This window comes from Nocardia sp. NPDC051981 (assembly GCF_040680715.1).
Taxonomy (GTDB): domain Bacteria; phylum Actinomycetota; class Actinomycetes; order Mycobacteriales; family Mycobacteriaceae; genus Nocardia.
Genome location: NZ_JBFAXK010000019.1, coordinates 73,573 through 97,085, shown reverse-complemented (window position 1 = coordinate 97,085; position 23,513 = coordinate 73,573). Strand labels below are relative to the sequence as shown.

20 protein-coding genes and 1 riboswitch are annotated in these 23,513 nt (G+C 69.1%); of the genes, 11 read left to right on the top strand and 9 right to left on the bottom strand.

Annotated elements, in window-relative coordinates; translation table 11 throughout:
* Positions 1-147 precede the first annotated feature (147 nt).
* Entirely contained in the window at positions 148-1,641 is a 1,494-nt protein-coding gene (locus AB0L60_RS28710) for a PLP-dependent aminotransferase family protein (protein WP_364619892.1), read from the bottom strand.
* A 62-nt stretch (positions 1,642-1,703) separates the two neighbouring features.
* On the opposite strand from AB0L60_RS28710, the gene AB0L60_RS28705 reads away from it, so the two are divergent.
* Both AB0L60_RS28705 and AB0L60_RS28700 read left to right on the top strand, forming a co-directional pair.
* Complete coding sequence (locus AB0L60_RS28705) at positions 1,704-2,006, top strand: hypothetical protein (protein WP_364619889.1); 303 nt, start codon at positions 1,704-1,706, stop codon at positions 2,004-2,006.
* Positions 2,007-2,058: 52 nt separating this feature from the next.
* Positions 2,059-2,619 carry a methylated-DNA--[protein]-cysteine S-methyltransferase gene (locus AB0L60_RS28700; RefSeq protein WP_364619886.1) on the top strand — a complete coding sequence of 187 codons (561 nt, stop codon included), beginning with the start codon at positions 2,059-2,061 and terminating at the stop codon, positions 2,617-2,619.
* 70 nt (positions 2,620-2,689) lie between these two features.
* Here the strand turns inward: AB0L60_RS28700 and AB0L60_RS28695 are convergent, their stop codons facing one another.
* From AB0L60_RS28695 to AB0L60_RS28685, 3 genes are all read right to left on the bottom strand, one after another.
* On the bottom strand, positions 2,690-3,718 hold the full coding sequence (locus AB0L60_RS28695; RefSeq protein WP_364619883.1) for a hypothetical protein: 1,029 nt from the start codon (positions 3,716-3,718) through the stop codon (positions 2,690-2,692).
* 225 nt (positions 3,719-3,943) lie between these two features.
* Positions 3,944-6,565 (bottom strand): LuxR C-terminal-related transcriptional regulator, encoded by a 2,622-nt coding sequence (locus AB0L60_RS28690; protein WP_364619880.1) that lies wholly within the window; start codon positions 6,563-6,565, stop codon positions 3,944-3,946.
* A 65-nt stretch (positions 6,566-6,630) separates the two neighbouring features.
* Positions 6,631-7,452, bottom strand: coding sequence for a helix-turn-helix domain-containing protein (locus AB0L60_RS28685; protein WP_364619877.1), 822 nt, complete (start codon positions 7,450-7,452; stop codon positions 6,631-6,633).
* Positions 7,453-7,554: 102 nt separating this feature from the next.
* Here AB0L60_RS28685 and AB0L60_RS28680 point away from each other — a divergent pair, with 102 nt between their 5' ends.
* Positions 7,555-8,091 carry a YceI family protein gene (locus AB0L60_RS28680; protein WP_364619874.1) on the top strand — a complete coding sequence of 179 codons (537 nt, stop codon included), beginning with the start codon at positions 7,555-7,557 and terminating at the stop codon, positions 8,089-8,091.
* 81 nt (positions 8,092-8,172) lie between these two features.
* Here AB0L60_RS28680 and AB0L60_RS28675 read toward each other — a convergent pair whose 3' ends face one another.
* The 3 genes from AB0L60_RS28675 to AB0L60_RS28665 all read right to left on the bottom strand — a co-directional run bounded on the left by AB0L60_RS28675 (position 8,173) and on the right by AB0L60_RS28665 (position 11,734).
* The gene (locus AB0L60_RS28675) at positions 8,173-9,270 is read right to left on the bottom strand and encodes a CaiB/BaiF CoA-transferase family protein (RefSeq protein ID WP_364619871.1); all 1,098 of its coding nucleotides are present in this window, start codon (positions 9,268-9,270) and stop codon (positions 8,173-8,175) included.
* 108 nt (positions 9,271-9,378) lie between these two features.
* Positions 9,379-10,251, bottom strand: coding sequence for an amidohydrolase family protein (locus AB0L60_RS28670; RefSeq protein ID WP_364619868.1), 873 nt, complete (start codon positions 10,249-10,251; stop codon positions 9,379-9,381).
* Between the two features lie 91 nt (positions 10,252-10,342).
* Positions 10,343-11,734 (bottom strand): FAD-dependent oxidoreductase, encoded by a 1,392-nt coding sequence (locus tag AB0L60_RS28665; RefSeq protein ID WP_364619865.1) that lies wholly within the window; start codon positions 11,732-11,734, stop codon positions 10,343-10,345.
* Between the two features lie 287 nt (positions 11,735-12,021).
* Here AB0L60_RS28665 and AB0L60_RS28660 point away from each other — a divergent pair, with 287 nt between their 5' ends.
* The 5 genes from AB0L60_RS28660 (at position 12,022) to AB0L60_RS28640 (ending at position 15,493) form a co-directional block, all read left to right on the top strand.
* The gene (locus tag AB0L60_RS28660) at positions 12,022-12,468 is read left to right on the top strand and encodes a hypothetical protein (RefSeq protein WP_364619862.1); all 447 of its coding nucleotides are present in this window, start codon (positions 12,022-12,024) and stop codon (positions 12,466-12,468) included.
* A 62-nt stretch (positions 12,469-12,530) separates the two neighbouring features.
* A riboswitch (SAM riboswitch) is annotated at positions 12,531-12,646 on the top strand.
* A 14-nt stretch (positions 12,647-12,660) separates the two neighbouring features.
* Positions 12,661-13,083, top strand: coding sequence for a rhodanese-like domain-containing protein (locus AB0L60_RS28655; protein ID WP_354843433.1), 423 nt, complete (start codon positions 12,661-12,663; stop codon positions 13,081-13,083).
* A 34-nt stretch (positions 13,084-13,117) separates the two neighbouring features.
* The gene (locus AB0L60_RS28650) at positions 13,118-14,332 is read left to right on the top strand and encodes an O-succinylhomoserine sulfhydrylase (protein ID WP_364619859.1); all 1,215 of its coding nucleotides are present in this window, start codon (positions 13,118-13,120) and stop codon (positions 14,330-14,332) included.
* A gap of 64 nt (positions 14,333-14,396) precedes the next feature.
* Complete coding sequence (locus tag AB0L60_RS28645) at positions 14,397-15,035, top strand: type 1 glutamine amidotransferase family protein (RefSeq protein ID WP_364620056.1); 639 nt, start codon at positions 14,397-14,399, stop codon at positions 15,033-15,035.
* Complete coding sequence (locus tag AB0L60_RS28640; RefSeq protein ID WP_364619856.1) at positions 15,032-15,493, top strand: MarR family transcriptional regulator; 462 nt, start codon at positions 15,032-15,034, stop codon at positions 15,491-15,493. Before AB0L60_RS28645 ends, AB0L60_RS28640 begins: the two co-directional genes overlap by 4 nt.
* Here AB0L60_RS28640 and AB0L60_RS28635 read toward each other — a convergent pair whose 3' ends face one another.
* Positions 15,494-16,252, bottom strand: coding sequence for an HAD-IIA family hydrolase (locus AB0L60_RS28635; RefSeq protein WP_364620053.1), 759 nt, complete (start codon positions 16,250-16,252; stop codon positions 15,494-15,496).
* Between the two features lie 297 nt (positions 16,253-16,549).
* On the opposite strand from AB0L60_RS28635, the gene fgd reads away from it, so the two are divergent.
* From fgd to AB0L60_RS28620, 3 genes are read left to right on the top strand one after another with little or no spacing between them, the layout of a single operon-like run.
* Complete coding sequence (fgd, locus tag AB0L60_RS28630) at positions 16,550-17,560, top strand: glucose-6-phosphate dehydrogenase (coenzyme-F420) (protein ID WP_364619853.1); 1,011 nt, start codon at positions 16,550-16,552, stop codon at positions 17,558-17,560.
* A gap of 40 nt (positions 17,561-17,600) precedes the next feature.
* Positions 17,601-19,682: a phosphate acetyltransferase gene (gene pta, locus AB0L60_RS28625; protein ID WP_364619850.1), complete on the top strand. Its 2,082-nt coding sequence runs from the start codon at positions 17,601-17,603 to the stop codon at positions 19,680-19,682.
* Positions 19,679-20,875, top strand: a complete 1,197-nt coding sequence (locus AB0L60_RS28620; RefSeq protein ID WP_364619847.1) for an acetate kinase — start codon at positions 19,679-19,681, stop codon at positions 20,873-20,875. The genes pta and AB0L60_RS28620 overlap by 4 nt, the downstream gene beginning before the upstream one ends.
* Positions 20,876-21,084: 209 nt before the next feature.
* On the opposite strand, the gene AB0L60_RS28615 is transcribed toward AB0L60_RS28620, so the two are convergent.
* Positions 21,085-23,511 (bottom strand): tetratricopeptide repeat protein, encoded by a 2,427-nt coding sequence (locus AB0L60_RS28615; RefSeq protein ID WP_364619844.1) that lies wholly within the window; start codon positions 23,509-23,511, stop codon positions 21,085-21,087.
* Positions 23,512-23,513: the final 2 nt, after the last annotated feature.

Sequence of the window (23,513 nt, the reverse complement as noted above, 5' to 3'; positions counted from 1 at the left end):
TCCGGTCGTAGCCGGTGAGTTACCCGCATCTTGCGAAATCAGTTGTCGCTGAGCGGAAAACACGCGCCCGCCGCTTTCGCGGCGGGCGCGCGCCGTTTCAGGGCATTGCGGGTCTCGGGTCGTGTAGCACCGCCGGGCTGGGTGATGTCAGTAGGTGATGAGTGGGGCCAGGGGGTCGGCGGCGTGCGGGTTGAGGGCGGCGGCGGCCGCAGCGATGGACTTCACGGCGACTCGCAGGTCGGATTCCTCGTGGGTGAAGGGGAGGCGGATGAAGCGTTCGAAGGCGCCCTGGACGCCGAAACGTGGTCCGGCGGCGAGCAATACGCCGTGGTTGGGGGCGGTGGCGGCCAAGGCGGTGGAGACCGGGGCGGGGAGTTGGGCCCACACGGACATGCCGCCGACACCCTCGGTGACGCGCCAATCGGGGAGTTCTTCGGCGAGGGTTTCGAGCAGGACCGCGCGGCGGGAGCGGAGCTGGTCGCGGCGGGTGGTGAGGATTTCGTCGGCATTGCGGAGCAGGTGGACGGTTGCCAGCTGGTCCATGACGGGGGTACCGAGGTCGACGGTGGAGCGGGTGCCCAGGAGTTTGGTGATCAGGGCCTGGTTGGCGCGAACCCAGCCGACGCGCAGGCCGCCCCAGAAGGACTTGGAGGCCGAACCGATGGTGACGATCTCCGAATTGCGGGCGAAAGCGGCGGCGGGGGGCGGGGATTCGAGGTCGGTGAGGTTCAGGTCCACCATGGATTCGTCGACGATCACCGTCATACGGGTCTCGCGGGCGATGGCGGCCAGCTCCGCCCGGCCCTCGGCGTCGAGCAGGTGACCGGTCGGATTGTTGAAGTCCGGAATCAGGTAGGCGACGCTGGCGGCGGTCTGCCGTGCGGCACTGCGGATTCCGTCCAGATCCCAGCCGTCCGGGCGCATGGGCACCGGCACCGGGCGCGCACCCACATCGCGAATCGCCTCGATGGCGTTCGGATAGGTGGGGTGCTCGATGAGCACGCGTTCGGCCGGGGTGGTGAGCACATTGAGCAGCAGCCGCAGACCGTGCTGCGCGCCCAGGGTGATGAGGATCTGGTCCGGCTCGGTCGGCAGCCCGCGCTCGGTGTAGCGGCGGGCCAGCGCCTCACGCAGCATGAGCACACCCACCGGGTCCATGCCGTGCGTGCCGAGATAGGTCGGAAGCCCTTGCAGGGCAAAGGAGTACGCCTCGGTCATCTGCGGCGGGGCGGCCATGGCGGCGTAGGTCATGTCGATGGTCGGCAGTTCCGGCTGCGCCATCATGGCCAGGATGCTGCGCGCGGGCTTCGCGCCATCGTGCACCACGGTCGGCGGCAGCGCCACGGTGCTGCGCGAGCCCTGGCGGCTGATCAGGTAACCGTGCTCGCGCAGCAGGGAATACGCGGAGGTGACGGTGGTACGGCTGACCGCGAGGGCGGTGGCCAGATCGCGCTCACTGGGCAGCGCGACGCCGAGCGGCGCGCGGCCGTCGTGAATGAGCAGGCGGATGCTCTCCGCCAGTGCCACGTAGGCGGGCCGCGCCGACCGCTTGCCATTGTCGGCGGGGGCGCCCGGTTCGTCGTTCCGCCACCGGCCCAGGTCGCGCGTCAGGCTGGCCGCGCCGATCACTCGTGTCGCCATACAGGCCAGTATTGGGGTACTGGATATTTTCTTCAAGTCCGGACCAGAGCCACTATGGGCTCATGGTCGCTCTGCTGGTCTCCATTCTGATCGTCGCCGCCTTCGCCGGTCTCGTGTACCGGTATGCGCCCAAGCCCGGTGAGCGCTGGGGTGAGCTGCTGGAGCGGTATCGCCCGCATGCACCCATGTCGGACTGGTCGGTCGCCGAATATGAAGCGTCCCGGCAGTATTCGGACCTCGCGGCCATCGCGTCGCTCCGCCCGGATGCCTGCCCGCCGGCTCCCGCGCGGCGATTCGGTCGCAGCGCCCCGGCCGTGGCGGCCCTGTCCACCATCCCGTGCCGAGGAGAATCAGTCCAGTTCTAGCCAACTGGACTTGAATCGGATTCTTGTCGGTGCCACCGTGCACACTGGCCTCATGTCCGCCCCGGCCCGACCCCTGGCGTCGGCGGCGCTCTTCGATACCGCGATCGGCGTGTGCGCCATCGCCTGGAGCGTCACCGGCGTCCTGCGCTTCGCCCTTCCCGACCGCGACCCCGCGGCCACCCGCACCCACATCCTGCGCCGCCACCGACTGGCCGACATCCACGAGGCCGAGCCCACCGCCGAGCTGGCCGCGGCCATCGACCGCATCCGCGCCCACCTCACCGGCGACCTGGACGACCTCCGCTGGATCCCCCTGGACACCAGCGCTTTCAACGAGTTCGACCGCGCTGTCTACGCGGTGACCCGCGACATCGACCCGGGTCACACCCTCAATTACGGCGCGGTCGCGAACCGCATCGGCGCCCCCGGCGGTGCCCAGGCCGTCGGGCAATCCCTGGGCCGCAACCCGATCCCCCTGATCATCCCCTGCCATCGGGTACTGGCCGCCGACCACGCCCTGCACGGCTTCTCCGCCCCCGGCGGCCTCACCACCAAACAGCGCCTCCTGGAAATCGAGCGCACTCCGGGCTTCGGCGAACCCACCCTCTTCTGACCACCGCCGCATGGAAGGCACCCGCACCGAAAGCCTGGTGCGGATGCCCGGTATCACCGGAAGGTGTGCGTCAGAGCGCGCCGCCGAGGAACCCGCCCAGCGCCGCGCCTCCCGCTCCGACCACAGCTCCCCCGGCGAGTGCGGCCGGGATGCCCGCGGCCGCGGCTCCCGCGGCAGCGCCTATGCCCGCGCCGATCAGCGCCCCACCGGCCGTGCCGCCGGGGACGTCGATCGGCGCGGTCCACGGCGCCACGACGGCACCGGCCGAACCGAGCCCGAATCCGACCGCCGCGCCGACGCCCGCGCCGATCGCACCGCCGACTGCCGCACCGAGCAGCGCCGCCGGAACGCCCGCACCGACGGCGCCGACGCCCGCGCCGATCGCCGCACCGCCGAGGGTGCCCGCGGCGATCTTGTCGGAGCGGCTCGGGTTGACGCCGATGGAGTTGAGGCCGGTGGCCAGGCCGGCTTCGGTGTCGGCGGCTGCGCCGTTCACGGTGTCGAGGATGGTGTCGGGCAGCTGGTCCGGGGCGGGGGTGCTGAAGTCGCCGATCCGGACGGTGCGTGGGGGCGGGGCGATCGGGAGGACCGGGTCCACCACGGCCGGGGCGTGCAGGGTTCGGAAGTCGACCGCCGGCGCCGCTTCGTGATTCGGGATCGGGCGGAAGTTCGCGGGGATCGGGCGCTCGGCCTGCGTCGGCGACTGTGTTTGCGGCAGTGGGCGATTCGGCACGGTGACGCCGGGCTGCGCGAGGCTCGGACGCGGGCCGGGGCGATCCTGGTCATGGGCCGGGAGGGCCACGCCCGGCTGGGCGGCGCCGGGGCGTGGGGCGGACTGGACGGAGCTCGACGTGCCGGCGGTGCCCGCGTCGTCCCGGGCCGCCGCACTGGGCTGCGGATTCGCATCCGGGGCAACGGTATTCGCCGGGGCGCGGGTGTCACTCGGCTGCACGGCGGCCAGGGTCGAGCTGCCCTGCGCCGACTCGGCCAAGTGGTCACTCGTATTCGCGCAGGCCACTGTCAACGCCAGCGGAACGACGCCCACCGCGATCGCCCGCCGAGCCACGGTGCCCTTCACTTCACGATCTCGACCGACCACGCCGAAACACCTGCCTTCCAACATATTTCGTTGCGCCGGCCCCGAGACCGGCCATGACTACCGGTTATTCGCGGGAACTCTCGGCTCGGCTTGCCCGTGCATCGGCCCTATCCGCATCGACGCAGATCAGCGCCTCGAATTGAGGGTGCGAAGTTCCAGCGGCAGGACGCCGGCGGCAGGAGGACGGCGTGGCGAAGCACGCCGGTATCGATTACTCGATCCGGATCAGGTCAGCTTTGCTGATTTGCCCGTAGGCGTCCCTCCGCGCATCAATTCCGCCAGCGCCTCCCGATCGGTGACGTCGAGCTTGATGCACGCCCGGTACAGGTGCCCCTCCACCGTCCGCACCGAGACGGTCAGCCGGTCCGCGATCTGCCGGTTGGACAGCCCGGCGGCCACCAGATTCGCGATTTCCCGTTCGCGCGCGGTCAGCGGCAGCGGCTGCGCGGACTGCCGCAGCGCCGGGGTCGACGCGCCGCCGCAGGCGGCCGCCAGCCGATTGGCGGTTGCCGCGGATTCCAGCAGTCGCCGGCGATCACCCGCCCGCTCGTGCGCGGAGGCGGCCTGCGCGGCCGCGTCGGCCGCGGAGAGCAGCGCCCCGATTGCCTCGAATTCCGCTGCTGCGGTGTCCAATCCGGGTCCGTCGTGGGCCGCGACCGCCACCGCGTGCCGCGCCTGCACCTGCACCAGCCGCCCGTCGATGCGGGCCGCGAGATCCGACAACCGCCCGGCGACCGACTGATCGCCGAAGCGGGCGGCGGCATGCAGCGCCATGGCCTCGATGGCGTGCTGGTGGGTGCGTGCGGCCAGATCCGCCGCCTCCAGCGCGAGCCGTACGGCCGGCGTCGCGGTGCCCTCGGCGGCCGTCTGCATGGCCCGCACGAGTTCGAGCAGCGGTTCATAGACGGCACTGTGACGCCCGCCTCGCAGGGTCGCCGCCGCAATGGCTTCCGCCGCTTCGGCGGGCCGCCCGAGCGCCGAGTACGCCTCCGCCAGCCGCAGTTGGGCGGGGAACATCCAGGACGCCGCGCCCTCGGTGGTGAGCGCCGCGAGCGCCTGCTCGAGATTGTCGATGCCCTGCGGGAACTGGCCCTGCGCCACGTCCACGGTGCCCTGCAGGATCTTGGCCATGCCCCAGGCCAGATATTGGCCGGGGGAGGAGAACGGGTAGGGCGTATTGGCGCATCGGCGTGCGGCTTCCAACTCGCCGATGAAGGTCAGGGCCAGCACTTCCGCGTGTGTGGAGATGAACCGGTTCAATCCGTCGATATGCGACTCCACGGCGTGCGAGCGGGCCGCGTACTGCCGGGCGGCTTCACCGCGCCCCATGAGCGCGAGGGCGAGTCCGCCACCGAAGGCAGCCCAGTACACCGCCCACGGTGGTGCGTCCGGGGCGGACATGACCGGCTCGGCGAGGGCGAACGCGTCGTCGATCCGGTTCTCGTTGACCGCGCACGCGGAGGCCAGGCCATCCAGTGTCGCAATAATTTTCGGATGGGTGACCCGGTGTCGCACCGATTCCAGCACGGTATCGGCGCGATCCGCGTCGCCCATGGACCACAGCAGGTTCGACACCCGGGTGCTGCCCCAGCGCGCCAGCTGCACCTCGTTCATCTCGTCCGGATCGAATCCGGCCAGCGTGCGCTCGGCCTCTATGCGATGCCCCTGCCACAGCAGCGCGCGGGCCAGCAGGTCGGCGGCCTCCACTCCGCCCTGGCGTTCCACCGCCGCGCGCGCGAACCGTTCGCCCAAGGGCAGATTAGCCAGCGCGATGGCATCCGCGGCCGCCGTCTGGAACAGCTCTAGATCCGCGGATTTGTCGCTGTCCAAGGCCAATTCGGCCAATCGGATGCGCTCGGACGCGGAGTTGATGGGCCGGTCCCGGAGCGAGGAGTAGAGCCGCCCGCGCAGCCGCCGCGCCGACGCGATACCCAGCCGCCGCCGGATCACCTCACCGAACAGCGGATGGTTGTAGCGCACCAGCAGTTGATGGCTGTTCTCGACAATCCTGATGAGACCGCGTGATTCGGCGGATTCCACCGCTTCCTCGCCCGCGAGTTCGGAGAGCACGTCCAGGTCGATGGGCTCGCAGAAGGTGAGCAGTTCCAGCACCCGCAGCACCGACTCGGGCAGCTGCTCGACCCGATCCTCCAGCAGCGCAGCCAATTCCGAGGTGACGGCCGCGCGCCCGCGCAGTTGCCACACCCCGCTGACCTGCCGCAGCGTGCCGGCCTCCAGCGCGCCCTCGACCAGGTGCCGCAGGAAAAGCGCATTGCCGCCGGAGGATTCCCACATCAGGTTGGCGGTGAAGCCCTCCAGCTGCCCGCCCAGCATGGATTCCACCAGTTCCACGCTCTGGCGCTGGGTGAACGGCCTCAGGTCGATGCGCAGCAGGTGCCCGTCCTTCCACAGCGAGGTCACCGCGTCGGGGACCTGCACCCCGCTGCGTACGGTGCACACGATGTGGGCGGCCTTGTCGATGGCCAGCTGCAGCAGCAGGGTGGCCGAGAGCTGGTCGAGCAGATGGGCGTCGTCGACGCCGATGATGGTGTGCCCGTCGGCGAGCAGCGCCTCGCGCGCGGCCGCCATGAAGGTCACCGGATCGTGGGCGGTGTACACCCCCACCATGTGCGCGAAGACCCCGAGCGGAATGCTGCGGGCGGATTCGGTGCCCGCGACCCAACGGATATTGCCGCCGACGGCGGCGGTGGCCTGCCGCGCCAGCGTCGTCTTGCCGACCCCCGCGTCGCCGGTGAGCACCGCCCCGACGAACTCGTCGCCGGTGAGTGCCGACCTGATCGATTCGAGTTCTTTCACCCGCTCGACCATCGGCCAATTCCGAGCCATGGCTCAACTGTAGATGGCCCGACCCACCCCGGCAGCGGGAACGAAACCCCCGGAACCTGCGGGTTTTATTCGTTGACCAGCCGTAATCCGGGCGTGCGGGCCTGGCGGCGGTCGACCAGCCAGACCATGACGGTCTGGTCGGCGGCCGGATCCAGGGTCTCGACCTCCACCTCGACCGCACCCCGGGCCGGGTGCTGAATCTTCAGCACGAGGGATCGGAAATCGGTGAGCCGGTGCTCGCGCCAGCGTCGCTCGAACTCCGGGTAGCGGTTCAGGGTGGTGACGACGGCCTCGACCGACGGGTCGTCGGGGAATCGGGTCGCGGCGGCGCGCAGGGACGTGACGGCCATATCGGCGGCGTCGGACCAGTTCAGGAAGCTCTCCTGGGCGGCCGGATGGGCGAAGACGTAGATGGCGAAGTTGCCGTGCGCCTCGGCGTCGAACATGCCGAGGGGTTCGGCGAAGGCGCGGAAGGAGGGGTTTCCGGCGAGCAGGTTCAGCCAGCGCCCGAGCACCAGCGCGGGCGTCGGCTGCAGGGCGTCGATGACCGCCTGAATGGTCTCGGAGACCTGTTCCCGGGCCTGCCCGGAGGCGGGGCAGGTAGCCTTCTGTTCCAGCCCGAGGGCCAGCTTGCCGAAGTGGTGCTTCTCGATCTCGTTGAGCCGCAAGGCTTCCGCGAGGGCGGCCAGCACGGCGGTGGAGGGGTTGGTGTCGCGTCCCTGTTCCAGCCGGGCCAGGTAGTCTGCGCTGACACCGGCGAGCGCGGCCACCTCCTCGCGGCGCAAGCCGGGTGTGCGCCGTCGCCGCCCGGCGGGCAGTCCGACGTCCTCGGGCTGCAGTTGTGCGCGGCGGGCGATCAGGAACTCGGCGAATTCGGAACGGGACACCCTTCCATATTGCCCGGTCCTGGTTCCGTTATCCGCGCCCTGGCAGTCCCCGGATAACCAAGGTGTGGATAAACGGACCGGAGTCCACTTAGAATGGTTGACATGACGACTTCCGAGCAGACCACCCTCGCCCCCGGCTCCTGGACCCTGGACGCCGCCCACTCCTCGGTCAACTTCACCGTGAAGCACCTGGGCATCTCCAAGGTCCGCGGCCGCTTCAACCGCTTCGAGACCGGCTTCGTGGTCAACGAGGCCGGCGAGGCCGCCATCGAGGCCACCATCTACTTCGACTCCTTCGACACCGGCAACGAGATGCGCGACGGCCACGTCCGCAGCGCCGACATCCTCGATGTCGCCAACCGCCCGCACCTGACCTTCCGCGTCCCCGAGCCCGTCGCCCTGAGCGAGGAGTTCGAGGTCACCGGTGAGGCCACCATCGGCGGCATCACCAAGCCCGTCACCCTCGAGGTCGAGTGGGGCGGCGTGCAGGTCTTCCCGCAGGACAACAAGGAGCACGCCGGCTTCACCGCCTCCGGCACCATCAAGCGCAGCGAGTTCGACGTCGCCCCGGGCATGCCCAACGCCATGCTGAGCGACAAGATCGCCATCGAGCTCGACATCCAGCTCGTCGCCCCGTAAGTCCGGGAACCACCCGCCGCATCGGAAAAGTCAACGCCCCCTGTGGAATTCCACAGGGGGCGTTCGGCCGTGCGCGGAAGATCAGTCCGCCCAGACCGTTTCGATCGGGGTGCCCTCGTTCGGCGGCGGGGTCGGGATGCCCGCCGGCGTGCGCGAGAAGCGCGGGGCCGGGGCGTGCTGCACGACGCCGTCGATGTCGATCAGGCCGGTGCGGGCCTGGATGTGCGGATTCTGTTCGGCCTCGGTGAAAGTCAGGACCGGGGTGGTGCAGGCGTCGGTGTGCTCGAAGATCGCCCACCACTCGTCGCGGGTCTTGGTCTTGAACTTCTCGGTGAACAGCTTGCGCAGCTGGTCCTGGCCGTTGGGGTCGAGCTGGTTGGGCAGGCCCTCGGGCGAGATCTCCAGGCCCTGTAGCAGTTCCGCGTAGAACTGGGGCTCGATGCAGCCCACGGCCATGTACTTGCCGTCGGAGGTCTCGTAGGTGTCGTAGAAGGCCATGCCGGTGTCGAGCAGGTTGGTGCCGCGCTCGTCGGACCACAGGCCGACGCCCTTCATGCCCCAGATCATGTGTGAGAGCGCGAGTGCGCCATCGATCATGGCGGCGTCGATGACCTGGCCCTTACCGGAGTTCTGGCGTTCCACCAGTGCGGCCAGGATGCCGAAGACCAGGAACATGGAACCGCCGCCGAAGTCGCCGACCATGTTCAGCGGCGGCACGGGGCGTTCGCCCTTGCGGCCGATGGCGTTCAGCACACCGGTGAGCGAGATGTAGTTGATGTCGTGTCCGGCGCGGTCGGCCATCGGGCCGTACTGGCCCCAGCCGGTCATGCGGCCGTAGATCAGGCGCGGATTGCGTTCCAGCGCCGTATCGGGGCCCAGTCCCATGCGTTCGGTGACGCCGGGTCGGAAGCCCTCGAGCAGCACGTCGGCCTTCTCGATGAGCCCGAGCACCCTTTCGATGTCGGCGGGATCCTTCAGGTTCGCCTCGACGATGGTGCGGCCGCGCCACTGCGGACGCTCCATGAAGCCGGGCAGCATGCCGGGCCGCTGCACCCGCACCACGTCGGCGCCGAGGTCGGCGAGCAGCAGTGCCGCGTGCGGACCGGGGCCGATGCCGGCCAGTTCAACAACCCGGATGCCCGCGAGCGGGCCCTGCTTGGCGGTGGATGGAGTGCTCACGCCCTACCTCGGTTCGTCGTCGAATCCTGCGCACCGGCTCACACACCGGTGTTGACGGTATGACAATAACGCGAAGTCTCCACGGCCCTCAGGGGGTGGCCCGTTGCGCTAGCGATCGATGATCGGCAGCGGCAGGGTGGGCGGGGGCGGTGGTCCGGGGAGCTCCGAGCGCGGCAGCCGCAGGGTGGGCGCTTCGCCCGCGGCCCGGCGCATGGTCGGGTTCGGGTCCTCGAACAGGCGTTCCTTGGCGGGCAGTCCGTAGAACGCGCGGGCATTGTCCTCGAGCACCCGGTGCAGATCGGAGCCCACGGCGTCGGCGAGCAGCGAGATATCGGAGTCGCGGAACGGCCGTCCGGCCCGGGTGCCGGGCAGGTCGGTGCCGAACATCAGGGCCTCGGGGTTGACGGTGTGGATCTTGCGCAGGGCCGAGCCCACATTCATCGCCACCCGCCCGAAGCCGGAGGCCTTCACCTTGGCCCCGCGGTCGACCAGGTTGAGCAGGTAGGGCAGGCAGTCGTCGGACATGCCCAGATGGTCGATCGACAGCTTGGGCAGCTTGGTGATGACCGGTTCCAGCGAGCCCAGCATGGACCCGTCGATGTAGAGCTCCACATGCCAGCCGGCCAGTTCGTAGGCCCGCAGCGCCAGCATGGTGAGCCCGACGATGTCGCCGCCCGCGCGCTTGAGATTGAACCGGATGGCCCGCACCCCGGCCCGGTTCAGCTCGAGGATCTCGGCGTCGGTGGCGTCCACGTGCAGATTGGTGACACCGACCCAGCCCTCGCCGAGTTCGGCGAGGGCGGCCCGCAGATAGCTCTGATCGGTGCCCTGGAACGACCCGCTGACCAGGGCGCCACCGTCGATATCGAAGCGGGACATGCGCTTGCGATAGGCGGCGATGGTGTACGGGTCGGGCAGGTAGCCCTCGTTCTCGACCAGCGGGAACCGCGGATCGAAGATGTGGAGATGGGCATCGAACACGTGATCAGCATGCCTCAGAACGGTGACATGTGTGGACAACCTTGTCCGGCAGCCGGATTGGCGCTGGTCAGGACAGCTTGCCCGGAGCTGGTCAGGAAACCTTGCCGGGCTCGGAGGCGGCGAGCATCTCGTCGCGTTCGACGACCTTGACCCGCTCGCGGCCCTGCGGCTCGCCCAGGGCGCGCTCGTGCGCGTCGAGGCGGTACCAGCCGGCCCAGGTGGTGAACGGGATGCCCTTGTGCTCGAGGAATTCGGTGACCGCCTCCAGCTCCGGCCGTGCGGCCGGGGTGAAGTTCGGGGCGTCGTCGAGCAGGCAGGCGATGGTCTCGTTGGCGTCACCCTTGGTGTGGCCGATGAGGCCGACCGGGCCGCGCTTGATCCAGCCGGTCACGTAGGTAGCGGGCATGTAGCGAGCCGCGCCGTCGGCGTCCTCGTCGACGAGCACGCGCCCGGCCTCGTTGGGCACGGTGCCGGCCTGGTCGTCGAAGGGCAGCAGCGGGATGTTCTGCGACAGGTAGCCGACCGCGCGGTACACGGCCTGGATGTCCCAGTCCTTGAATTCGCCGGTGCCCTTGCAGTTTCCGGTGCCGTCGAGCTGGGTGCGCTCGGTGCGCAGGCCCACGACCTTGCCGTCGGCGCCGAGGATCTCCGACGGGTTCTCGAAGAAGTGCAGGAACAGCTTGTGCGGGCGGTCGCCGACATCGCGGATGGCCCACTGCTCCAACGTATTGCAGATCATGTCGACCTGCTTGGAATGGCGGCGCGCGGCCTCGGAGCCCTCGTCGTAGTCGATGTCCTCGGGGTCGACGATGACCTCGATGGTCGGGGAGTGGTCGAGTTCGCGCAGTTCGAGCGGGGTGAACTTGGCCTGCGCGGGTCCGCGGCGGCCGAAGACGTGGACCTCGAGGGCCTTGTTGTCCTGCAGGCCCTCGTAGACGTTCGGCGGGATCTCGGTGGGCAGCAGTTCGTCGCCGGTCTTGGCGAGCACGCGGGCCACGTCGAGGGCGACGTTGCCGACACCGAGGACGGCGACCTTCTCCGCGTCCAGCGGCCAGGTGCGCGGCACGTCCGGGTGGCCGTCGTACCAGGACACGAAGTCGGCGGCGCCGTAGGAGCCGTCGAGGTCGATGCCCGGCACCTCGAGGGCGCGGTCGGCGTTGGCGCCGGTGGAGAAGATGACCGCGTCGTAGAACTGACGCAGGTCCTCGAGGGTGATGTCGACGCCGTAGTCGATATTGCCGAGCAGGCGGACCTGCGGCTTGTCGAGGACCTTGTGCAGGGCGGTGATGATGCCCTTGATGCGCGGGTGGTCGGGCGCGACGCCGTAGCGGATGAGGCCGAAGGGCGCGGGCATGCGCTCGTAGAGGTCGATGCTCACCTCGGCATCGGACTTCATCAAGGCATCGGCGGCGTAAATACCGGCCGGGCCTGCGCCCACGATCGCAATGCGTAGCGGGCGGGTCGCTGCACTCTGTTCGGTCATTCTTCCGCGCACCCTTTGGGTCGAAACTAACTTGTCGTCAAAACTCAGCCGTCGTTCTTAGCTTAGGCTAAGTTGACGCCCTGGCTTCGGTGACCGCCGTTGGCCCCCGACGCTGCAGCGTTGCTGCGTAGTCTTGCTATTCCCGCGCCTGGGGCGGAAATTCTGCTGATTCTATCGATGGCGCACGGGGCCCTTCACGCGCAGGGCCGTGAACTGTGGGAATGCGGAGGCCCGAACCGTGGGAATGCCGTGCCGGGCGCACGGCGGCGACCAGGCATGATCTACCCATGAGCGACGCCGAGGAGACAGCCGGGGAGACATCGGTTCCGATCGATCAGAACGAGGCCCGCAGCATGTGGCCGTTCCTGGTCGCGGCGAGCGTCATCGCCGTCGTGATCCTGGGCATCGTGATCGCGACGCTGGTCTCGCCGGTTGAGAAGAATGTCACAGATTCCGATCGGCTCACGGTGGCCGCGGGCAACTTCATCAAGTCCCGTAGTGAGACCGGTAAATACGATCCGACCCTGTCCTGCAAGGGATTCGACGAGAACGCCTCGCCGCTCAAGGTCGCGGCCGCGACCGGGGGGACCATCACGTTCGACAAGCTGGCCGATCCGGCCGTCGACGGCGAGAAGGCCACGGCGCAGGTCACTTTCACGGTCTCCGGCGCTCAAACCACCTCGACCTGGCACTTCACCCGGGAGAATTCCCGCTGGTTGGTCTGCAATTCCTGACAACGGCCGAAGTAGCGGCCGGGGTTTGACAGTGGGGCCGTTTTTTCGGCAGTCTCAACCCAGGTCATGAGTACCAGCGTCAAGCCCCGGCTGGCTGGTCGGCAACCCTCCTCCGCGGTGGGGTGCTCCGGGTGACGACCTGGCCTCGCATCGGACAGCGGTGCGGCAAGTGCGGATTCACAGGAGGTACAAGTGAGCTACGCGGGTGACATCACGCCGAAGCAGGCGTGGGAACTGTTGCGCGACAACCCCGATGCGGTGCTGGTGGATGTGCGCACCGAAGCCGAGTGGCGGTTCGTCGGGGTGCCCGACACCAGCGGCATCGGCCGGCCGACCGCGCTGATCGAGTGGGTGGACGTCTCCGGCACGCCCAATGCCCGTTTCACCGATCAGCTGAAGCAGGCGCTCGGCGATCGCGGCCAGGACTCGGCCGCGCCGGTCATCTTCATCTGCCGCTCCGGCCAGCGCTCCATCGGCGCGGCCACCGCCGCCACCACCCTCGGCATCGCCCCGTCCTTCAATGTGGTCGACGGCTTCGAGGGTGCGCTCGACGGTCAGGGGCATCGCGGCGGCACCGGTTGGCGTGCCGACGGCCTGCCCTGGCGTCAGTCATGAGTTTCGTGTCCGGCCGGATCGCAGGGAGGCAGTCATGATCACCGGTGGTTCCTTCGACAAACCGCTCCCCGAGGGCGTCGGCCCCGCCACGCAGGCTGTGCGCGGCGGCACCCGGCGCTCGGGCTTCGACGAGACCTCCGAAGCGCTGTTCCTCAATTCGGGTTTCGTCTACGAGAGTGCCGAGGCGGCCGAGGCGTCCTTCACCGGCGATATCGAGCACTTCGTCTACTCCCGCTACGGCAACCCGACGGTCGCCATGTTCGAGGAGCGGCTGCGGCTGATCGACGGCGCGGAGGCCTGTTTCGCGACGGCCTCCGGCATGTCGGCGGTGTTCACCGCGCTGGGCGCGCTGCTCGCCGCGGGCGACCGCCTGGTGGCGGCGCGCAGCCTGTTCGGTTCCTGCTTCGTGGTGGCCAACGAGATCCTGCCGCGCTGGGGCGTGGAGACCGTCTTCGTCGACGGCGAGGATCTGGACCAGTGGGAGCAGGCGCTGTCGGTGCCGACCCAGGCCGTCTTCTTCGAGACCCCCTCCAACCCCATGCAGACCCTCACCGATGTGCGCGCGGTCTCCGATCTCGCGCACGCGGCGGGCGCGAAGGTGGTGCTGGACAACGTCTTCGCCACCCCGCTGCTGCAGCGCGGCTTCGACCTGGGCGCCGACATCACCGTGTACTCGGGTACCAAGCACATCGACGGGCAGGGCCGCGTCCTCGGCGGCGCGATCCTCGGACCGCAGGACTACATCGACGGCCCGGTGAAGAACCTGATGCGCCACACCGGTCCGGCGCTGAGCGCCTTCAATGCGTGGACCCTGCTCAAGGGTCTGGAGACCATGCCGCTGCGGCTGCGCCAGTCGGTGGACTCCGCGCTGAAGCTCGCGGGGTTCCTGGAGACCCATCCCGCCGTGGCGTGGGTGAAGTACCCGTTCCTGTCCTCGCACCCGCAGTACGAGCTGGCCAAGCGTCAGATGTCCGGCGGCGGCACGGTGATCACCTTCGAGCTGAAGGCGTCGGAGAACGAGGCCAAGAAGCGCGCTTTCGAGGTGCTCAACCGCCTGCGCATCGTCGACATCTCCAACAACCTCGGCGATGCGAAGACGCTGATCACACATCCGGCCACCACCACCCACCGGGCGATGGGCCCGGAAGGTCGTGCGGCCGTGGGGATCACCGATGGCGTGCTCCGCATCTCCATCGGGCTCGAGGATGTGGAGGACCTGCTCGATGACCTGGACCAGGCCCTGAGCTGATCCGGCGCGAGTCATCGAGCGGTGTTTGACAGCATGCTGTCAAACATGACAGCATGCTGTCATGATGAAAACAGTCCACATGGCCGTGTACGACACCTTCTCGGACTGGGAGGTCGGGCATGCGACCGCGCACATCAATCGCGAACTCTGGCACCGCGAGCCGGGAACCTGGCAGGTGAAGACCGTCGCCCTCGGCGCCGAGCCGATCACCTCGATGGGCGGCATGCGGGTCCTGCCCGATCTGGTGCTCGATGAGCTGAAGCCCGCCGACAGCGCCATGCTGATCCTGCCGGGACTCGAAACCGAGCAGCATCCCGAGACGCAGGCGGCCTTCGCGCGCAAGGCCCGGGAGTTTCTGGCGGCCGGGGTGCCGGTGGCGGCGATCTGCGGCGCGACCTTCGGGCTGGCGCGGGAGGGCCTGCTGGACGATCGGCGGCACACCAGCAATGACGCGGGATATCTTGCCTACAGCGGATATTCGGGTGGCGAGCACTATGTTCAGGCGACCGCGGTCACCGACGGCGACCTGATCACCGCGACCGGCACCCGACCGGTCGATTTCGCCCGCGAGATCTTCGCGCGCCTGGGTATCTACGAGCCGCACGTGCTGGAGTCCTGGTACCGGCTGTACGGAAACAATGATCCGGCGGGCTTCTACGCGTTGTTCGAGTATGAGCAGCAGCGCGCGGCGGCCGCGCAATGACCCGCACCGCGCAGCAGCTGTTCGGGGCCGCGGCCGTCACGTCGTTCAAGCTGAACGGCCAATTCCTCTCGATCGCGGAGGAATTGGCCAGGCCGTCGGGGATCACGGTCGCGTGGTGGCAGGTGCTCGGCGCGATTCTGCACGAACCGCTCCCGGTGGCCGGTATCGCCCGCGAAATGGGTATCACCCGCCAGAGCGTGCAGCGCATCGCGGATGTGCTGGCGGACAAGGGATTCGTGGAATACCGCCCCAATCCGGCGCATCGGCGCGCGAAGCTGGTGGCCATCACCGAGGCGGGTCACGACGCGGTGCGGCGGATCGACCCGCAGCACGAGGCCATGGCGAAACGGCTTGTGGCGCAGCTGGGTATCGAGCAGCTCGCCCACATCGTGGACGCGCTGACGACCCTGTCGGCCGCCCTCGACGCGCTCGAGGGCGACGCGACGGGCACGGCCTGACTACAGCGCGAACGGGTCCTTGGTCTTGCCGACCAGGGCGGCCACCGACGGCAGGATGGTGGTCGGGCGATACGGGAACTGCTCGACCAGGGCCGGGGTGGAGATGCCGGTGGTGACCAGGATGGTCCGCATGCCCGCCTCCAGGCCCGAGATGACGTCGGTGTCCATCCGGTCGCCGATCATGACGGTGGACTGGGAGTGGGCGCCGATGCGGCGCAACGCCGACCGCATCATCAGCGGGTTGGGTTTACCGACGTAGTAGGGCTTGCGGCCGGTGGCCTCGGTGATGAGGGCGGCGACGGAGCCGGTGGCCGGAAGGATGCCTTCGCGGGACGGGCCGGTGGCGTCCGGGTTGGTGGCGATGAAGCGCGCGCCCGCGGAGATCAGCCGGATGGCGGTGGTGATGGCTTCGAAAGAGTAGGTGCGGGTTTCACCGAGCACCACGTAGTCCGGGTCGGAATCGGTGAGAACGTAACCGATTTCGTGCAGCGCGGTCGTGAGGCCGGATTCGCCGACCACGTAGGCGGTGCCGCCCGGGCGCTGGTCGTCGAGGAAGGTCGCGGTGGCGAGGGCGGAGGTCCAGATGGACTCGACCGGAATGTCGAGGCCGGTGTGCCTGAGCCGGGCCTGCAGGTCGCGCGCGGTGTAGATCGAATTGTTGGTGAGAACCAGGAACGGAATGTCGTTGTCGCGCAGTTCGGCGAGGAACTGATCGGCCCCGGGCACCATGTGATTCTCGTGCACGAGGACACCGTCCATGTCGGTCAGATAGGAGAGGATCGGTTCAGCGCTCGAGTTGGTCACGCGCACATTCTCCGCTATCCCGGGACCGAACGCTCATATATTCCCGCTCTTGCCGACCGTCCGACCGGTTTCATCCCCGGAATACCGTCCGCCCACCCGGGGTTCGATCCCTCGGGTGTGACCCCTGCCGCACCGCGTTTCACCGCTGACCTATCGTGCGAAGTAGGACCGTTCGCGATGCCGGTGTCGCGGCGGTCGTGCGGGAGGTTGGCCCGTACAGCTCGAGCGCAGCAAGGCGACAGGAGTGCCCAGGTGAAAGACCTCAAGCTCGGTTACAAGGCGTCCGCGGAACAGTTCGGCCCGCGCGAACTGGTGGAGCTCGCGGTGGAGGCGGAGGCGCACGGCCTCGACAGCGTCACCGTCTCCGACCATTTCCAGCCGTGGCGGCACAATGGCGGGCATGCCCCGTTCTCGCTGGCCTTCCTGGCCGCGGTGGGCGAGCGCACCAAGCGCATTCAGCTCGGCACCTCGGTGCTGACCCCGACTTTCCGCTACAACCCCGCGGTCATCGCGCAGGCCTTCGCCACCATGGGCTGCCTGTACCCGGATCGCATCATGCTCGGCGTCGGCTCGGGCGAGGCGCTGAACGAGATCGCCACCGGATTCCAGGGCGAATGGCCGGAATTCAAGGAGCGTTTCGCGCGGCTGCGCGAGTCGGTGGACCTGATGCGCGCGCTGTGGACGGGCGAGCGGGTGGACTTCGACGGCCAGTACTACAAGACCGTCGGCGCCTCGATCTACGACGTGCCCAAGGGCGGCATCCCGGTCTACATCGCCGCGGGCGGCCCGCTGGTGGCCCGCTATGCCGGCCGCGCCGGTGACGGTTTCATCTGCACCTCCGGCAAGGGCATGGATCTCTACACCGAGAAACTGATGCCCGCCGTCGCGGAGGGCGCCGCCAAGGCCGGCCGCTCCGTCGACGACATCGACCGCATGATCGAGATCAAGATCTCCTACGACACCGATCCCGTTCTGGCACTGGAGAACACCCGCTTCTGGGCCCCGCTCTCGCTGACCGCGGAGCAGAAGCACTCCATCACCGATCCCATCGAGATGGAGGCGGCCGCCGACGCGCTGCCGATCGAGCAGATCGCCAAGCGCTGGATCGTGGCCAGCGATCCGGACCAGGCGGTCGAGCAGATCAAGCCGTACCTGGACGCGGGCCTGAACCACCTGGTCTTCCACGCGCCCGGTCATGATCAGCGCCGGTTCCTGGATCTGTTCCAGCGCGATCTGGCGCCCCGCCTGCGCGCAATCGGGTAGGCGCGGAAATCAGCCCATAACGGTCGGTAGGCTTTCGCCCATGGCTGCCACACCGGTTTCCAGTGTGTACATCGCGTCCCCCGAGGGCGACACCGGCAAGTCGACGGTGGCGCTCGGTGTCCTGCAGGCCCTCGCGGCGACCACGCCGCGAGTGGGCGTGTTCCGGCCGATCACCAGGTCCGCGATCGGGCGCGACTACATTCTCGAGCTGCTGCTCGAGCACTCCACCGCCGATGTCGACTACGACCAGGCCATCGGCGTCACCTACGAACAGGTGCACGAGGATCCGGACGCGGCGATCAGCGAGATCGTGATGCGGTACCACGCGGTCGCCAAGCAGTGTGACGCCGTGCTCATCGTCGGCTCGGACTACACCGATGTCGCCAGCCCCAGCGAACTGCGCTACAACGCCCGCATCGCGGTGAACCTCGGCGCGCCCGTGCTGCTGGTGGTGCGCGGAATGGGCCGCACCCCTGAGGAATTGGGCCAGCTGGTGGAACTGTGCCGCGCCGAGCTGGCGGCCGAGCACGCCAAGCTGGTGGCGGTGATCGCCAACCGCTGCGAGCCCGGACGGCTGGAAGCCGACGCGGCCGCCCTGAAGCAGGCCTGCACCGTGCCGTCCTGGGCGCTGCCCGAGGTGCCGCTGCTGCAGGCGCCCACCATGGAGGAGCTGCGCGAGGCAATCGGCGGCGAACTCTACAGCGGCGACCCGGAACTCATGCAGCGCGAGGCGCTCGAGGTGATCGTCGGCGGCATGACCGCCGAGCACATTCTGGAACGCCTCGCCGACGGCGTCGCCGTCATCACCCCCGGTGACCGCTCCGACGTGCTGCTCGCGCTGGTGAACGCCCATGAGGCGGAGGGCTTTCCGTCGCTGGCCGGCATCATCATGAACGGCGACATGCTGCCCGAGCCGTCCATCGCGCGACTGATGGCGGGCCTCAAACCCAAGCTGCCCATCCTCTCCACCGACCTCGGCACCTTCGAGACCGCCAAGGCCACCGCGCTCACCCGCGGCCGCGTCTCGCTGTCCAGCATCCGCAAGGTGGACACCGCACTGGCCCTCATGGAGCAGCGGGTCGATCCGCGGGAACTGCTGCGGCAGATCGAGATTCCCATCCCGAACGTCGTCACCCCGCAGATGTTCGAATACCAGCTCATCGACCGCGCCCGCAACGACCGCAAGCGCATCGTGCTGCCCGAGGGCGACGACGACCGCATTCTGCGCGCGGCCGGGCGGGTGCTGCAGCGCAAGATCGCCGACCTCACCATCCTCGGCGACGAGGCGGCGGTGCGCGGCCGCGCCGCCGAGCTCGGCGTGGACATCGAGGCCGCCGAGGTGCTCGATCCCAAGACCTGCCCGCTGCGCGACGAATTCGCCGAGGAGTACGCCCGCCTGCGTGTCCACAAGGGCATGACGGTGGACCGCGCCCGCGAATTCATGAGCGACATCTCGTATTTCGGCACCATGATGGTGCACATGGGGGTCGCCGACGGCATGGTGTCGGGCGCGGCGCACACCACCGCGCACACCATCCGCCCGTCCTTCGAGATCATCAAGACCGAGCCGGGCGTGTCCACGGTGTCCAGCGTCTTCCTCATGTGCCTGGCCGACCGGGTGCTGGTGTACGGCGACTGCGCCGTGGTGCCGGACCCGACCTCCGACCAGCTGGCCGATATCGCCATCTCCTCCGCCCGCACCGCCGTCCAGTTCGGCATCGATCCGCGCGTGGCCATGCTCTCCTACTCCACGGGCGAGTCGGGGTCCGGCGTGGACGTCGACAAGGTGCGCGCCGCCACCGGGCTGGTGCACGAGCGGGCGCCGGAACTGCTGGTGGAGGGGCCGATTCAATACGACGCCGCGATCGAGCCCACGGTGGCCAAGGCCAAGCTGCCGAATTCCCAAGTGGCGGGCCAGGCGACGGTCTTCATCTTCCCGGACCTCAATACCGGCAACAACACCTACAAGGCGGTGCAGCGCAGCGCCGGGGCCGTCGCCATCGGCCCGGTGCTGCAGGGGCTGCGCAAGCCGGTCAATGATCTGTCGCGGGGCGCGCTGGTCGCGGACATCGTGAACACCGTCGCGATCACCGCGATTCAGGCTCAGCAGGAGGCGCGATGAAGGTTCTGGTGATCAATTCCGGATCCTCGTCCATCAAATACCAGCTGCTCGATCCGGCGACCGCCGACGTGTGCGCGCAGGGCGTGGTGCAGCGCATCGGCGAGGCGGTCGAGCCGGATGCGGTGACCGTCGAACACACCTCGGGCGAGAAGACTTTCGAGTATCAGGGGCTCATCGCCGATCACGCGCAGGGCCTGCGCGTGGTGTTCGATCTGTTCATCGCGAGCGGCCAGGATCTGGCGCACGCGGATCTGGCCGCGGTCGGGCACCGGGTGGTGCACGGCGGTGAGGTCTTCTACGAGCCGACGCTCATCACCGACGCGGTGGCGCAGGCCATCGTCGACCTGTCCTCCCTTGCGCCGCTGCACAATCCGCCCAATGTCATCGGCATCAAGTCGGCGCGCGCGCTGCTGCCGGACGTGCCGCAGGTCGCGGTGTTCGACACCGCCTTCTTCCACAATCTGCCCGCCGCGGCGAAGACCTACGCCATCGACGCGGAAATCGCGGCGGCGCACGGTGTTCGCAAGTACGGTTTCCACGGCACCTCGCACGATTACGTGTCCGGTCAGGTCGCGGCCTTCCTCGGGAAGGACAGAACCGAGCTGAATCAGATCGTCCTGCATCTCGGCAACGGCGCGTCGGCCTCGGCCATTCGGGCCGGGCAGGCGGTGGACACCTCCATGGGCCTGACCCCGCTGGAGGGCCTGGTCATGGGAACCCGGTCCGGGGATCTGGATCCGGGGATCATCTTCCACCTCATCCGCACGGCGGATATGGATGTGAACGATGTGGACGCCCTGCTCAACCGGAACTCCGGGATCAAGGGCATCTCCGGTGTCAATGACTTCCGGGAGCTCGGCCGCCTCATCGAGACCGGCCATCCGACCGCGAAATTGGCGTTCGACGTCTACATCCACCGGCTGCGCCGCTACATCGGCGCCTACCTGATCGAGCTGGGGAAGGTGGACGCCATCACCTTCACCGCCGGTGTCGGCGAGAACGACGCCAAGGTGCGCGCCGAGTCGCTGGCGGGACTGGAGCGGTACGGGATTCGCATCGACGCCGACCGGAACACCGCGAAAGACCGTACGGCCCGGCGCATCTCGACCGACGACTCGGACGTGTCGGTGCTGGTGGTCCCGACCAACGAGGAACTCGCCATCGCCCGCGCCGCCGCCGATCTGGTCGGCTGAGCGCCACGGCGCCCGCGGAGCGATTCGGACTTCACGAAAACATCATGATGGGCCTGGCATGGTGGTCACCGGATCCGGGTCGCCCGGTCCACCGGAACCCGTGTCGCACCACGCACAACCGTGGTAGGGGCCGAAATTCCCTCGCCGGTCCCGTGGTTCGCAGACTGCCTCTGTGACCGCCGCGGGCGACACGGGACTCTTCCGGTCTTTCAGAACCAGGATTTGGCGCGCACCGCGTTGGCCAGATCCACCAGCGCGTACCGGTGGGTGCGTTCGGGCGCGGAGCGGGCCAGGCCGCGCAGGCCGGCCTCGATGCCGCGCCGGAGATCCCGCTCGGTGAACGGTGACCCGAACAGCTTGGAGCCGACCGATTTCGGCTGCTTCCCGGCCTGCACCCAGCCCAGCGCGACCCCCAGGGTGAGAATCCGCAGCTGGGCCGCGCGTCCCTCGCCGGGCGGCAGATCCTGCACCCGCGCCGCCGCCACCCGCAGTGTCGACTCGTCCAGTTCCGCGGCGGGCGCGCAGGTCAGCAGCATGAGAATGGCCGTCATCCGGGCCTCCGCGTAATGCCGTGAGGCGGGCGGCACCTGATCCAGCGCGTGCACGGCGGCGGTGATGTTCCCGGCCGCGGCCAGCTGGCGGGCCAGGCCGAAGGCCGCGCTCACCACGCCCCGATCGGTGCGCCACACGGTGGCGTAGTAGTTCTCGGCGTAGGACCGCCACTCCTCGGGATCGGGCGAATCCCAGTGCTGGAGAATGAGTTCCGCGGTGGCGGCCAGCGCCAGCTTGGGCGCGATCTCGCCGGGCAGCGCCTCCAGCACGGCGTCGAAGCGGGCGAAGGCGCGTTCGTACTCCAGTTCCAGCAGCTCGGTCAGGCCCAGGTACCAGTCGATGCGCCAGTCCGCGGCCGGCGGCAGCGGCTCGCCGGTGAGCCGGGCCAGCAGCATGCGGGCGGCCGCGGGCTCGTCGAGGTCCAGGTGGGCGCGGGTCTCGGCCAGCGTCACCTCCAGTTCGAAAGTCTCGGGCGCCCCGCCGGGTTCGGCCGCCGCGCGCTGGCGGGCGTGCCGCAGTTCGTCGAGGGAGTGCCGGGGTTCGGGATGCGCGGCCCCGGCGAGCAGCGGCGCGGACGGGTCGCCCGGATCGATGATGGGCACCGGCAGCGCCGCCACCACGTCGCGGGGCTGCAGCAGGGTGTCGCGGCGGACGCCGTCGATGATGCCGTCGGTCTGCGCGATGAGCTCGCTGGTGCCGAAGCTGGTGCGCGGCGGGCTGAACAGCGTGGACAGCTGCGGATGCTCATTGCCGGTCTCGACGGCCAGGATCTCCCGCAGCACGCCGGTGAGCTGGGTGGCGAGCAGGCGCGCGGAGGGGAAGCGGCGCTCCGGGTCCGGGTGGGTGGCACGCAGCAGCAGCCGGTAGAGGAACGGGTGCCGGGCCAGCACCGGCTGCTCCTTCGGATCCGGGATGCCGTCGACGTAGGCGCCGCGCTCCATTGGCAGGCGCAGGGTGAGCACGGCCAGCGTGCGGCCCACGGTGTAGATGTCGGAGGCCACCGTCGGCCCGGTGTGCGCGATCTCGGGCGCCTGGAATCCCCTGGTGCTGTACAGGTTTCCGTACGCCTCGAACTGGGTGACCGCGCCCAGGTCGATGAGTTCCACCCGGTCGGTGGTGATCATGATGTTGTCGGGCTTGAGGTCGTTGTAGGCGAGCCCCACCGAATGCAGATAGTCCAGGGCCGGAAGGATCTCCAGCAGGTAGGCGATGGCCTCGGCGACCGGCATGCGGTCGGGCGCATGGTGATCGAGCAGATCGCGCAGCGAATGCCCGCCCACGTACTCCATGACGATGTAGCCGATCGGCGTTCCGTCCGCCCCCGGGTGCTCGACGAAGTTGTGGATCTTCACGATGCTCGGGTGCGCGACCTCGGCCAGGAACTGCCGCTCCGCCAGCGCGACCGCCTGCGCCTCGGCGTCACCGGCGTGCAACAGGCCCTTGAGCACCACCCAGCGGTCGCTCACATTGCGGTCGATGGCCAGGTAGATCCAGCCCAGTCCGCCGTGCGCGATACAGCCCTGGATCTCGTACTGGCCCGCCACCCGGTCGCCGGGATACAGCGAGGGCCGGAAATCGTAAGGCGCGCCGCAGGTCTGGCAGGTGCCCGCGGTGGTGGACACCTGGGTCGAGGTGGCCCGCCCGACCGGCTTGCCGCACCGCCAGCAGAACCGCCGCCCCTCGGCCACCACCGGATCGTCGAGCACGGCGGCTTCCGGATCAACCGGCTCCACCGCCGGGATCGGCACCAGTCCGGCCCCGAGCCGCCGCACCACGGGGCGCGGGCGGGTCATGCGGGCGGTGCGCTGGGAGGGCCGGGTCGGGGTGCGCGACTCGCCCTCGGCGCTCGAAACACCCGGCGCCACCGGGATTTCCGGTTCCACGGCGGTCGGCTCCGTGCCGGGGGATTCCGCGCGCGGCGTCGGCTCGGTGCGCTGGGCGGGCCGGGTGCCCGCGCCGTCGTCGCCGTCGCCGGCCGGTGCGTGCCGCGTGGTCAGCTCGGTCCGGGCGGGCCAGTACGGCCCCACGGTCATCTCCGTGCGCGCGACCGCCTCCGTCCCCTCGGGCTGCTCCGGTGTGGTCATCG

Bases quoted from the DNA above. Each gene is read 5' to 3' on its own strand.
- AB0L60_RS28710 (WP_364619892.1), bottom strand. From the start codon at position 1,641: ATGGCGACACGAGTGATCGGCGCGGCCAGCCTGACGCGCGACCTGGGC.
- AB0L60_RS28705 (WP_364619889.1), top strand. From the start codon at position 1,704: ATGGTCGCTCTGCTGGTCTCCATTCTGATCGTCGCCGCCTTCGCCGGT.
- AB0L60_RS28700 (WP_364619886.1), top strand. From the start codon at position 2,059: ATGTCCGCCCCGGCCCGACCCCTGGCGTCGGCGGCGCTCTTCGATACC.
- AB0L60_RS28690 (WP_364619880.1), bottom strand. From the start codon at position 6,565: ATGGCTCGGAATTGGCCGATGGTCGAGCGGGTGAAAGAACTCGAATCG.
- AB0L60_RS28680 (WP_364619874.1), top strand. From the start codon at position 7,555: ATGACGACTTCCGAGCAGACCACCCTCGCCCCCGGCTCCTGGACCCTG.
- AB0L60_RS28665 (WP_364619865.1), bottom strand. From the start codon at position 11,734: ATGACCGAACAGAGTGCAGCGACCCGCCCGCTACGCATTGCGATCGTG.
- AB0L60_RS28660 (WP_364619862.1), top strand. From the start codon at position 12,022: ATGAGCGACGCCGAGGAGACAGCCGGGGAGACATCGGTTCCGATCGAT.
- AB0L60_RS28650 (WP_364619859.1), top strand. From the start codon at position 13,118: ATGATCACCGGTGGTTCCTTCGACAAACCGCTCCCCGAGGGCGTCGGC.
- AB0L60_RS28645 (WP_364620056.1), top strand. From the start codon at position 14,397: ATGAAAACAGTCCACATGGCCGTGTACGACACCTTCTCGGACTGGGAG.
- AB0L60_RS28640 (WP_364619856.1), top strand. From the start codon at position 15,032: ATGACCCGCACCGCGCAGCAGCTGTTCGGGGCCGCGGCCGTCACGTCG.
- AB0L60_RS28635 (WP_364620053.1), bottom strand. From the start codon at position 16,252: ATGGACGGTGTCCTCGTGCACGAGAATCACATGGTGCCCGGGGCCGAT.
- pta (WP_364619850.1), top strand. From the start codon at position 17,601: ATGGCTGCCACACCGGTTTCCAGTGTGTACATCGCGTCCCCCGAGGGC.
- AB0L60_RS28620 (WP_364619847.1), top strand. From the start codon at position 19,679: ATGAAGGTTCTGGTGATCAATTCCGGATCCTCGTCCATCAAATACCAG.
- AB0L60_RS28615 (WP_364619844.1), bottom strand. From the start codon at position 23,511: ATGACCACACCGGAGCAGCCCGAGGGGACGGAGGCGGTCGCGCGCACG.